At 56.8% G+C, this 11,503-nt stretch carries 12 protein-coding genes and 1 riboswitch; of the genes, 1 reads left to right on the top strand and 11 read right to left on the bottom strand.

Annotation, left to right across the window (positions count from 1 at the left end):
* Positions 1 to 52: 52 nt before the first annotated feature.
* The 10 genes from LDN04_RS10695 to LDN04_RS10650 all read right to left on the bottom strand — a co-directional run bounded on the left by LDN04_RS10695 (position 53) and on the right by LDN04_RS10650 (position 9,654).
* Positions 53 to 799, bottom strand: coding sequence for a hypothetical protein (locus LDN04_RS10695; protein ID WP_223909979.1), 747 nt, complete (start codon positions 797 to 799; stop codon positions 53 to 55).
* A gap of 91 nt (positions 800 to 890) precedes the next feature.
* Complete coding sequence (locus LDN04_RS10690) at positions 891 to 2,012, bottom strand: glutamine amidotransferase family protein (protein ID WP_223909976.1); 1,122 nt, start codon at positions 2,010 to 2,012, stop codon at positions 891 to 893.
* Between the two features lie 69 nt (positions 2,013 to 2,081).
* A complete protein-coding gene (locus tag LDN04_RS10685; protein WP_223909973.1) occupies positions 2,082 to 3,359 on the bottom strand; it encodes an NAD(P)/FAD-dependent oxidoreductase in 1,278 nt (425 codons plus the stop codon).
* The gene (locus LDN04_RS10680) at positions 3,356 to 3,805 is read right to left on the bottom strand and encodes a 4Fe-4S dicluster domain-containing protein (protein WP_223909969.1); all 450 of its coding nucleotides are present in this window, start codon (positions 3,803 to 3,805) and stop codon (positions 3,356 to 3,358) included. The genes LDN04_RS10685 and LDN04_RS10680 overlap by 4 nt, the downstream gene beginning before the upstream one ends.
* 59 nt (positions 3,806 to 3,864) lie before the next feature.
* The gene (locus LDN04_RS10675; RefSeq protein ID WP_223909966.1) at positions 3,865 to 5,394 is read right to left on the bottom strand and encodes a glutamate synthase-related protein; all 1,530 of its coding nucleotides are present in this window, start codon (positions 5,392 to 5,394) and stop codon (positions 3,865 to 3,867) included.
* 467 nt (positions 5,395 to 5,861) lie between these two features.
* Positions 5,862 to 6,167, bottom strand: a complete 306-nt coding sequence (locus LDN04_RS16910; RefSeq protein ID WP_308464660.1) for a DUF1858 domain-containing protein — start codon at positions 6,165 to 6,167, stop codon at positions 5,862 to 5,864.
* Positions 6,168 to 6,172: 5 nt separating this feature from the next.
* Positions 6,173 to 7,477, bottom strand: coding sequence for an aminotransferase class I/II-fold pyridoxal phosphate-dependent enzyme (locus LDN04_RS10665; RefSeq protein WP_223909964.1), 1,305 nt, complete (start codon positions 7,475 to 7,477; stop codon positions 6,173 to 6,175).
* 23 nt (positions 7,478 to 7,500) lie between these two features.
* A complete protein-coding gene (gene coaD, locus LDN04_RS10660; protein WP_223909961.1) occupies positions 7,501 to 7,986 on the bottom strand; it encodes a pantetheine-phosphate adenylyltransferase in 486 nt (161 codons plus the stop codon).
* 25 nt (positions 7,987 to 8,011) lie between these two features.
* Positions 8,012 to 8,572 carry a 16S rRNA (guanine(966)-N(2))-methyltransferase RsmD gene (gene rsmD, locus LDN04_RS10655; protein ID WP_223909958.1) on the bottom strand — a complete coding sequence of 187 codons (561 nt, stop codon included), beginning with the start codon at positions 8,570 to 8,572 and terminating at the stop codon, positions 8,012 to 8,014.
* Positions 8,560 to 9,654: a class II fructose-bisphosphate aldolase gene (locus tag LDN04_RS10650; RefSeq protein WP_223909954.1), complete on the bottom strand. Its 1,095-nt coding sequence runs from the start codon at positions 9,652 to 9,654 to the stop codon at positions 8,560 to 8,562. Before LDN04_RS10650 ends, rsmD begins: the two co-directional genes overlap by 13 nt.
* A gap of 196 nt (positions 9,655 to 9,850) precedes the next feature.
* Between LDN04_RS10650 and LDN04_RS10645 the strand changes: the two genes are divergently transcribed.
* On the top strand, positions 9,851 to 10,999 hold the full coding sequence (locus LDN04_RS10645) for a deoxyguanosinetriphosphate triphosphohydrolase (RefSeq protein ID WP_223909951.1): 1,149 nt from the start codon (positions 9,851 to 9,853) through the stop codon (positions 10,997 to 10,999).
* 39 nt (positions 11,000 to 11,038) lie between these two features.
* Here the strand turns inward: LDN04_RS10645 and LDN04_RS10640 are convergent, their stop codons facing one another.
* Positions 11,039 to 11,227 (bottom strand): ferredoxin, encoded by a 189-nt coding sequence (locus tag LDN04_RS10640; RefSeq protein WP_223909946.1) that lies wholly within the window; start codon positions 11,225 to 11,227, stop codon positions 11,039 to 11,041.
* A 162-nt stretch (positions 11,228 to 11,389) separates the two neighbouring features.
* Positions 11,390 to 11,466, top strand: a riboswitch (cyclic di-GMP riboswitch).
* Positions 11,467 to 11,503 lie beyond the last annotated feature (37 nt).

The raw sequence follows: 11,503 nt of genomic DNA, 5'->3' as shown, positions 1-11,503 counted from the left end.
TTGTGCACAACCGGTGTTCGTTTCGGCTTCAGGAGGAGCAATCCTCCGTTTCCTACCGCGGCATGGGGCAGTAAAGATTGCCGTAGGGCCGTTTGCTCTTGGGGAGGACCTTGACGAACTTTTCCCCGAGGACCTCCTTCGGGTCAAGCTTGAGGTCCTTGCAGTACTCCTTCAGATACCCGTCTAGCTCCTGCCGGTCCTCGCCGGTCAGTTCGAACACCCCGACCTCCCGTGATAGCTTCGCTTCATCAACCCCGCCCCGCACGAAGATGGTGCCACCGTGCATTCCCGTACCGAAACAATACCCGTGCATCGGTTTTTCGGGGTCGTCACTGAACATCCCCAGCAGCACGAGTACGCCGCCCGCCATGTACTCGCCGAAGAAATCCCCCGCCTTGCCGCCGGCAATGAGCACCGGCTTGTTCTCCTGGTAGGATTTCATGTGGATGCCGACCCGGTACCCCACGTCCTTGAGGATATGGATCCTCCCCCCCCGCATGCCGTAACCGAGGACATCCCCCGCATGCCCGTGGACGACAACCTTTCCCGCATTCATGGTATTTCCGATGTTGTCCTGGGCATTGTCCCAGACAACGATGGTCGCACCATTCATGAAGGCCCCCAGGTCGTTCCCCGGCACCCCCTTGATGGATATTGTGACCGGTCGATTGATCCCGTCGCCAATGAAATACTGGCCGTTGACGTTGACCAACTCGATCTTCTCGGCACCGGAAGCAACCGCAGAACGGATCTGATTGTTCAGGTCCCTGTAATAAACGCCCTGAGCGTCGATTTTCATAATAAACACCTCGTGAAAGGTGAAAAGTTAAAGGTGAAGGGTAACATCGCGGTTTTTCCGTTTACCATTCACTTTTCACTTTTCACTGTTGTCAGATTACTCCCGGATTCAGCCGGGCGATGACCGGTTCTCCCCCCCGCGGCGACCAGACCCGGTCGGGTTGGGAACATATCTCGCGGATTGCCGCCTCTTCCGACGCCATGTAGACGAAATCGTCTTTGGTAGCGCAGACCAGCGGCCGAAGCTTGACCCGGTCGTTGAGACCGATGAGCCCCTCGTTGCTGGCAAAGAGGATGGCGAAGGGGCCGTTAAGGAGACCGCTGCCGTATACCTGGCGGATAGCAGTGAGAAGCTGGCGGTCATCCTCGGGAAGGGCATCGATCTTGTCCCAGAAAGGGGCAGCCAGAGCCATGCTGGCCAGTTCCGGCGACAGACCGTGCTTGCGGATGAGCAGGTCGAGCATGTAAGCCACCACTTCGGTATCGGTGAGCATGGTGCAGAGGTAGCCGTACATTTCCAGATAGCGCTTGTTGATGCCGTATGAGGAAATTTCGCCGTTGTGGACGATGGACCAGTCAAGAAGGGTAAAGGGGTGCGCGCCACCCCACCACCCCGGCGTGTTGGTCGGGAAGCGGTTGTGGGCGGTCCAGATATGGCCGCTGTACTCCTCAAGACGGAAGAAATCTGCGATCTCTTCCGGATACCCCACCCCTTTGAAGGCCCCCATGTTTTTGCCGGACGATACGACAAAGGCACCTTCAATCTCGTTGTTGATCCGCATGACGTGGGTGACAATGATGTCCTCGTCGGTCATGTTCTGGAACTCGCGCGCTTCCCTGTATTCCGCCGTTTCCAGCGGTTTGACGAAGTAGCGCCGAAATGCCGGGGGGTTGGTAATCGCCGCATTCCGCCTGGTCGGGATCTCCTCGTGATGGTCGATGAGGAAATGCTCGGCAAGGTACTCCTCCGTTAACTGGAGGGCCATGCCGCTTTCGTACATGAGGTGGAAGGCAAAGAATTCCTTGAATTCAGGATAGATGCCATAGGCGGCAAAGCCGCCTCCCAGGCCGTTCCCCCGATCATGCATAAGGGAAATCGACTTGATGATGACGCTCCCCTCAACCTGTTTGCCAGACTTGGAGATAAAGCCCGTCAGACCGCAGTTGGAGATGTCCTTTTCGAATCTATGGGTAGGCTTCAGGTTATTCTTCATGGGTTCCTCTATTGATTTACTGATAGTTATCTCGTTCAGTCACATCAGCAAGGCAGCCAAATGCCTCAATCAGGCTACTTTGCCGTAGGGGGCAAACAGGGTGCTCCGGATTTCCTTTGTCAGGTGAATAAAGCCGAAGTCGGGGTCAAGAAGTTGCTCCTTGAACGGCGTCACGTCGACTTTCTCCCGAATCAATCCGGAGAATATGCCGGCCCGGTCCACCTGCCCCACCAGGACGGCGCCGACCAGGCGGTTTTCCTGCAGCACGATCTTGCGGTACTGATAGTTCTCAGCATCCTGATAGGTGAGGATATCGAATTCCTTCGGTTCCACCGGATTGGTAATTCCCATGGAGATGGTCGGGACCTTGAACAGCTCGATGGAGTTCATTGCCAGACCGCCGCTGTAGGACTTCTTCCCGCCGGCCATGGCAGTACCTGCCACATCTCCCTGGATGTATGCATCGGGCCAGATCGGCATGGGGTTCTTCTGGCCGGAGAAGAAGTCGCTCGCCTCGGCCACGTCACCGGCGGCATAGATACCCTTCACTGAGGTTTCCATGGTGTCGTTCACCACGATCCCCCGGTTCACCTCCACCTTGCTCCCCTTGAGGAAACCGGCAGCCGGTCGGACACCGATGGCCACGACTACCGTATCACAGGGGATATAGTCTCCCGACTTGAGGGTAACACCGCTTATCCGCGCACCATCCCCCTCGATCCGCACTACCGTATCCTCGGTAATGACGTCGATGCCGTTGGCCTTCATCTTCTTCGCCACCACCCGCCCCGCCGGGCGATCGAAGGCAGCAGACAGAATCCGGTCGGCCAGTTCCACGATGGATATCTGCTTGCCGAGGAGGTGGATCCCTTCGGCAGCCTTGAGGCCGATGAGACCGCCGCCGATCACCACTACCCGCTCCATGTCGGCCGCAATCCCCTTCAACTTCTCCGCATCGTCCCAGGTGGTGAAGGTGAAGATCCGGTCTTTACCGGCAAGCCCCTCGATGGGAGGGACGAACGGGTCACCGCCGGTGGCGATGAGAAGTTTGTCGAACCCGATGGTATCGCCGGCTGCCAGTTTCACCTGTTTCCTGGCGCTATCAACGCCGACAACCTCGGCATCGAGGAGGAGGTTCACCCGGTTTTTCTCGTAAAAATCCTCCGGCAGGTAGGCCATCCGTTTCTCGGTGATGAGCCCGCCGAGCAGGTAGGAGATGAGGGGACGGCCGTAGGCGATGTGCCGCTCACGGGAGATGACGGTGATGTTCCCCTGCTCGTCCACCCCGCGGATACCGCGAATGGCGCCGACTGCGGCAACCGAATTACCGATGATCACGTAGTTCATTTCTGGCTCCCCTCCTTGTACACGAGCGCCCGGTTGGGACAGGCATCCACGCAGGCGGGGCTCTTCCGGTCCGGACAGAGATCGCACTTGTTGGCCTTTTTCTTTGCCAGATTCCTCTGCACGGCGCCGTAAGGGCAAGCCATGACACAGGACCAGCAGCCGACGCACTGCTCGGTGTCGATCCGCACCACCCCGGCATCGTTCTTCTGAATTGCCCCGGAAATGCAGGCCCGCAAACAATCCGGCTCATCGCAGTGGCGGCAGGTGGTAGAGAGGGAAATCACCCCTCCGTCCAACTCCTCCACAGTGCAGCGGGAGATGGAGCGGACTTGTTCATGGAGAAAGGCCCGGATCGGGTCCTTGGACTGTGAATGTTCGGTGATGCACCCTACCTCGCAGAGGTGGCAGCCGATACAGGCATCTTCTATGGTGTAGATACGTTTCATGCTCTTCCTCATAGTTCGTTTAACGAGTTCCATGGGACCCATAAGTCATATAGGTCCTATTATTCTCCGGCCGGCATGACCCCCAGCAGGTTCATGGTCTGATCCGACAGCCCCACGGCCCGCAACTTGTACCGGTTGCCACGCAGCGACTCCAGCGCGTTCAAACCCATGCCGCCGAGGATTTCCTTCATTTCATGCCCCCAGGCGTGGACCAGATTCACCAGTCGCTCCGCACCAATCTCCGGGTTGAGCCGCTTGGCCAGGTAGGGATTGTTGGTGGTGATTCCCCATGGACATTTACCGGTATAGCAGCGCTGGCAGAGGGTACATCCCAGGGCGAGCAGGGTGGAGGTTCCCAGGTTGATGGCATCGGCACCCAGTGCAATGGCCTTGATTGCATCGCTGGAGTTCCTGACACCGCCGCCGACCACGATGGAGACCTGATTGCGGATACCCTCGTCCCGCAGCCGTGCGTCCACCGCCGCCAAGGCCAGCTCCATGGGGATACCGACGTTGTCGCGGATCACTTGGGGGGCAGCGCCGGTCCCACCCCGGAAGCCGTCGATGGTGATGATGTCAGCACCCGCCCGGGCAATGCCGGAGGCAATGGCAGCCACGTGGTGGACGGCAGCGATCTTTACCGAAACCGGCTTCTCATAGTTGGTGGCTTCCTTGAGGGCATAGATCAGCTGGCGCAGGTCTTCGATCGAATAGATGTCATGGTGCGGCGCCGGCGAAATGGCATCGGAGCCGATGGGTATCATGCGGGTCTCGGAGATCTGGTCGTTGACCTTTTCCCCCGGCAGGTGGCCTCCGATCCCCGGTTTCGCACCTTGTCCCACCTTGATCTCGATCCCCACCCCGGCGTTCAGGTACTGCTCACTGACGCCGAAACGCCCCGAGGCAACCTGCACGATGACGTTCTTGCCATACTGGTAGAGGTCCTTGTGGAGGCCACCCTCGCCGGTGTTGTAGATGGTGCCGAGCTCCTGGGCAGCGGCAGCCATTGCCTTGTGGGCATTGAGGTTCAGGGCGCCGTAGCTCATGGCGGAAAAGATGAAGGGGTACTCCAGCTTGAGTTGGGGTGACAGTTTGGTTGCCAGCTTCGCCTTGCCGGTGTTCTTGTCCTTAATAACTTCGACGGCATGGGGCTTCTTCCCCAGGTACGTGCGGAGTTCCATCGGCTCGCGGAGCGGGTCGATGGATGGATTGGTCACCTGGGAGGCATCAAGGAGGAGGTGGTCCCAGTAGATGGGGTACTTGGCCGGATTACCCATGGCAGCCAGCAGAATCCCCCCCGTATCGGCCTGGGCGTAAAGGTTGCGGATATGGGCACCGGACCAGGATGCATTGGCCTTGAAGCTTTCCTCGTTGGACCTGATGGTGATGGCACCGGTCGGACAGAGGGCCGAACAGCGGCGACAGCCGATACAAAGGCTGTTGTCCTCGGTCAGGACATCCTCGCCGGCAAGATAGGCATGGACATCGTAGGCGCACTGCCGTACACAGACCTTGCAGCGGATGCATTTCGCATCGGCCCGGTCGATGAGGAACTCGTTGAATGACTCGTTAACACTTTTGTAGAGCACCTTGCAACCTCCGTATGCACCGCGGAAACTCTCCGCTCTGCTGACAAATCTACAGGACTCCACTACTGCGATTTGCGTGCCACACGGAAGCAACACAACAAGCCATGCCATAACAAATTGTAATTGTTAGTTATTTTATACTGTCTCCGAAATCTGCCCTCAGAGAAACATCATTTATCACCCCACTGATCCCTCTTTGCCGAAGCACTGAGTACACGCATAATGTAATTTTTACACACACAAACTACACACCATGATCAGCCTACGGGGGTAGTAATCCAACGGCAGGAAAAAAGGAGGCATCACTCAAGGGAATACATCTTATGGAAGGGGAGGTGGCAGATACAAGGAGAACGGCTCTAAAGGAAACTGCGACGTAATGAGGGCTCACGCTGAGCACTCCGGATCGTCATCGAACTATTGAATACCACGGGCAACCAACTTGCCACTTGAATGAAGCCCAAAAATTATTGTACCCCCGCGGCCCGGTTCAAATCAGCAATAAGTTTTTCGACTTCAACTTTGTGGACACCTGCTCCATGACCGATTTCCTCAAAGTCGGCGATCTGGCAATCGCTGCACTCCAGGCCGAAGCGGGCAAAAACCTCCACCGTTTGAGGATAGCGGCGCATTATTTCACCAATGGTCATCTCTTTTGTGATCATGTCAGCTCCCTGCTGCAAAGGCGGGGAGACCGGATCTCCCCGCCTTTGCTCGTCATGCTGCCCGCGGATTACTTCAGGTTCTTGATCGCCTCTTTCGATGCGATCCATGATGATCAGGTCAGATCCTGTACCCCTTGGTAGATAATGTCGAACAGTTCAGAGATATCCTTCTCCTCGATGCAGGAGAAGGCGATCCGCAGGTCGGTCTTGCCGATGGAAATACCACCGACGCCGTATTTTTCGAGGATGTGGACCCGCAATTTCTCGGCATCGACGGTCTTCAGCTTGAGGCACATGAAGTAGCCGGAGTTGAACGGGTAGTAGGTCCAGGCGGAATCGTACTTGCCGCTGTTGAGGACTTCCTTGACCTTGAGAGCGCGGCCTTTCAGCACCTGGAACTTCTCCTCCTTCTGTTCGAGGAATTTCGGGGAGCGGAGCGCCTCGATGGCAAAGGTCTGGGAGGGGTGGGGACAGTTGGAGATCCGTGCACGGATGATCCCCATGGCCTTCTTCTCCAGAACCGTCATGACCCGGGCGTTCTCGAAGCTGTTGCCGTCGGCGAAGGTGATGAAGCCGGTCCGGAAGCCCCAGACGAACTCCTCCTTGGTGGCGCCGTCGAGCTTGACCGCCAGGATGCGCGGGTGGAGGTTGGCGAGCTTGCCGAAGAGCGACTCCTTCAGGCTGTCCTCGTAGAAGAGGCCGAAATAGGCATCGTCGGTGACGGCGACGACGTTGCAGCCGCTCTCGGCTACTTCCTTGATGGCGGCAACAATGGCATCGCCTTCGGCGACAGTCGGGGTGTAGCCGCTCGGGTTGTTGGGAAAGTTCAGGAGAACGATGGCTTTCCCCTTTTCCTCGGCACTGTTTTTCAGCTCGGCCTTGAAGGCGTCGACGTCATAGCCGCCGGCCACGGTGAAGGTAGGGAATTTCCGCATGACGGCACCGGAGCAGGTGCCGAAGGTCAGGTTGTAGTTCCCCCAGAGCATGTCCGGCAGGATCACGTGGTCACCAGCGTCGACGAACATGTCGGCAACGATTGAGAGGCCGTGGGTGAGGGCGTTGGTGACGATCGGGTTGCTGAAATGTTTTCCCTGTTGGCTCGGGTTCTCCCGCAACTGCTTCTCCCGCCAGAGGGCGCGCAGTTCGGGCTTGCCGGCCGGCGGCGCATAGGGGTAGATGTCCTTCGGGTCGAAGGCGGAGAGCTTGTCCTGGATGCACTGGAGGTACATCGGGCCGCCTTTTTCGGTGGCGATGCCTATGGTGGCGTTGAATTTGTGGGCCTTTTCCTTGGCTTCTGCCGACTGGGTCAGAATTCCCTTGGGGAAAAAAAGGTTCTTGCCCAGGTCGGACAGCATATCCAAAACACAGGGATTGCTCTGGCTGAGCATCTCGTTAAGTTCTACGGCTAGCGGATTCATACGGGTCTCCTTGTTATGGGGGATTATGAAGAAAACTTGTTGATAAGCGCTTGTTTGACGAGCGGCGGCACAAGCCCGTCCACCGGACCGTGCAAGGAGCTGACCTCCTTGACGATGGATGACGAGAGGTAGCTGTAAGGTACTGACGTCATCATGAACAACGTTTCCACATCCTGGGTTATGCTCCGGTTCATCTGGGCGATCTGGAATTCGTACTCGAAGTCCGAAACCGCCCGCAACCCCCTGATGATGACCGTTGCCTGCTGGGAGCGGACGTAGTCTACCAGAAGGCCGTCGAAAGTGTCAACCTTGGCCCGGTCGTTACCTGCCAGCACCTCTCTGATTAGGGCGATTCGTTCTTCGATGGTGAAAAGGGCGTTTTTCGTTGAATTGCTTGCTACGGCAATCACTACCTTGTCAAAAATTCTCAGACCACGGTTGATGATATCCAGGTGGCCAAAGGTGATGGGATCGAAGGAACCGGGATAGACGGCAATTTTTCGCGGCATGCTCATCCTTTTCCGTACAATGTAATTATTCCCCAAGGGAAAAGAATACCAACGCGGTATCGCCGTAGATGCGCCGGTCGAACTGGACAAGAGGGCCAAAAGTGCCTGGCACCTCCTCCCGGCTGGAAATTTCGGCTACAACCACACTGCCGGCATGGAGCAGGGGCGAATCTGCCAGGTGCCGGAGAGTTTTTTCCGCAAGCCCTTGGGCGTAGGGGGGGTCGAGAAACACCAGGTCGAATCGCTCCCCCTCCTTTTCCAGCATTCCAAGGGCTGTCAGCACCTCCCGCTCAATAATCCGCCCCCGAGATTCAAGACCGACGAGACTAAGGTTTTTCCTGACGAGCGCAGCAGACTCCCGGTGGCTGTCCACGAAAACCACCACGCCGGCACCCCTGCTGAGTGACTCGATGCCGAGATTACCGGTCCCCGCAAAGATGTCGAGCGCCCGGCAGCCGGAAAAATCGACCAGACCGGCAAGGATATTGAAAAGCGCCTCCTTGACACGGTCTGCTGTCGGCCTTACCCGGTAACTTGCCGGGGAGAAAAGTCGGCGACCCCTGGCAGAGCCGCTTATGATGCGCACTGCTCGCGCCCCAGCAGTCGCACAAGCTTGCCGGCACTGCCGACGGAACGGAACGCAGTGATAAATTCCTTCGCTTCCCGATATGCCATCTCATGTATCTGGTGGGCATTATCTTCCGGAATGGAATCGATATCCGCCTTGAAGACACGGGTCGCATACTTGATGTCCTGTCGATTCTCCTTTGCCCAACGGCGCATGGCATCCATGAGATCGAGCGGCAGTCCCGCATGGGCCACATTCTGCCAGAGAGTACCGATATTACCCTTACGAACCCCGTATTCGGCAAACTTCCCCACTGTACGCAGGGGGGTGCCGGTAATGCCATGCTGCACCAGACCGGAAAGACCGGCGGCAACGGCAACGGCATAGATTTCCCGGGTTCTCTCCAGATCTATGTTCACCATCTGTCCGTCAAGGTAGTTGCCCGTTTTGGAACCATTGTCAATGGCCAGAAGTTGGGGGCACACACCCCGTGAAGCGAGGGTGACCAGGAACTCCCGTGCTTCCTCGACCGTTGTCAGGTTCGATGCGCTCCCCACCGGTCGCACTTCCCCCAGTTCCACTTCGAGACCGAAACCGGCCTCGCACACCGGCCTGGCAAGACGTGCCACGATATCGATATTGGCTGCCAAAGGATTGAATGAGGCATCGATGGCAAAGGAAGTGAACCCCGCCGCCATCTCAGCCGCCAGGAGCCGTTCTGCTTCCTCGTATTCGGCAACCTCAGTAGTCTTCACCGTAATATGATCGCCATGGATGATGAAAGGCTTGGTGAATCCACAACGTTCGGCGTATTCCACGACAGTGGAGACAAACACCTCGGGGGTCTGACCGGTGTAGCCGCCATCCATTCCCCCCTCGGTCCTTGTCAGCTCGAAGGCGACAATGGCATCGAGCTCTTCGGCAGCGCGTAAAATACCCGGAATGACATGCTTTATGCGGGCATTGCACGCCATGATGATCTGCTCTTCCCCCGCAAGTGCGGTAAACACATCCCGGCCGTTGAGCAGACATACTCCACTCTGAGCCCCAAGCTTTCGCCTGATTGTGTCGGGAACCCGCTCCAGCAATCGTTTTGTCATCGCAAATACACCATTTAAAATCCGTTAATCTTCCTTAAAAAGGCTTTAAATTTACCATGCTGTCCGAAATTGAGTCAAGCAATCTTTATTGTTGACACCCCTTCCAGGGCGGGTTTAAATACGACTCCGGACAATGTGTACTCGTCCTTAAACATAAGAAATCGTGACGTTATGTATAAGTTTTTGGGAGATGCCCATGATCTCGACTGCCGCTGTGGAACGACCTGACCTTGCCGCTTATGCCGCCCGGAGCTCCCAGTCCCTCGGAAGAAAATACCCTGAAGAATTGCGCGACGACCGGCCTGCTTTCGAGCGGGACCGGGATCGGATCATCCACTGCGCCGCCTTTCGGCGTCTGGAATACAAGACCCAAGTCTTCGTCAATCATGAGGGGGATTATTACCGCACCCGCCTGACCCATTCCCTGGAAGTGGCCCAGATCGGCAAAGCCATTGCGCGCAGGCTCAAACTCAACGAGGAACTGACGGAAGCTCTTGCCCTCGCCCATGACCTCGGCCACACCCCCTTCGGTCACACCGGCGAAGAGGTCCTCAACCGCCTCATGGAAAGCCATGGCGGATTCGAACACAACCTCCAGTCCTTGCGGGTCGTTGACGAACTGGAGGAAAAATATCCCGGGTTCAATGGTCTTAATCTTTCCTGGGAGGTACGGGAGGGGATCATCAAACACTCATCCCCGTATGACCGTCCCGTGGAGATCATTGCCGACTTCAAGCCCGGCGTGGTGCCGACAATAGAGGCGCAGCTCATCAATTTCGCCGACGAGATCGCCTACAACAATCACGACATCGACGACGGGCTAAAATCAGGTTACATCACCCTCGATCAATTGCAGCAGGTCGAGTTGTGGCGGGAGGTCTACAGCACCGTCTGCACCAGATACCCATCAATCGACGCCGAACGGAAGAAGTACCAGACCATCAGCGCCCTCATCGGCATCTTCATAAACGATCTCACCGCCACCACCCTGGCCGCCATCGCCGACGCACATATCGTAAGCCTTGACGACCTGCGTAGGATCAATCGGCCGGTGGTCAGCCTGAGCCCCGAACTGGCCCGGAAGAACAAGGCATTGAAACTATTCCTGCTGGAAAACCTCTATCGTCACTACAAGGTCGAACGGATGAGGGTCAAGGCCGAGCGTTATCTTGCCAATCTGTTCGAGGCATACGTCAAGCACCCCACTCTTCTCCCCCGCAAATACCTGCATAAAATGGAAGTGGCGGGTCGGGAGCGGGTAATCTGCGACTACATCGCCGGCATGACCGACCGCTATGCCCTGGACGAGTTCAAACGCCTGTTTGAACCCTACGAACGCGTGTAATCTGAGGGACTGACTCTAGCCAACCGCCCTGCTCCCGGTTCAATCCTTCCAGTGGATAGCCCCAACCGGGCAGCCGTCGACGCATTCCTGAATCTTCTCTTCCGGAGCACCGGTCGGGGCGTACGCGTCCGACTTTCCCCCCTCGAAGCGGAACACTTCCGGCAGTAGAGACACGCAGAGTCCACAGCTGATGCATTCCTCACGGTCCACCCAGACGCTCCTTGCCATATATCGATAACTCCTCTCACCCTCAAATTCAGCCAAACAGGTACCGTATATACTATGCCACGGATTTAACGAAAAGCACGACTTGACCCCTGCCACAAAAACCCTTGACTTTCGCCGTTATAATACGCTATTCAGTCCTGAGAACATTACAGGATTGTGGATATACGATAATACTAAACCACCCGCGAGGGTGGGACGGAAAGCCTACAGGGTCTCACGAAGACAGCCGGGTTGCCGAAATATCTAGTAACAGGTATACCGGCAATACGGCTTTTT

The sequence above is a fragment of the Geobacter sp. AOG1 genome, assembly GCF_019972315.1.
In the GTDB taxonomy this organism is placed as follows: Bacteria; Desulfobacterota; Desulfuromonadia; order Geobacterales; family Geobacteraceae; genus Geomobilimonas.
This window is presented reverse-complemented; position numbering and strand designations above follow the sequence as displayed.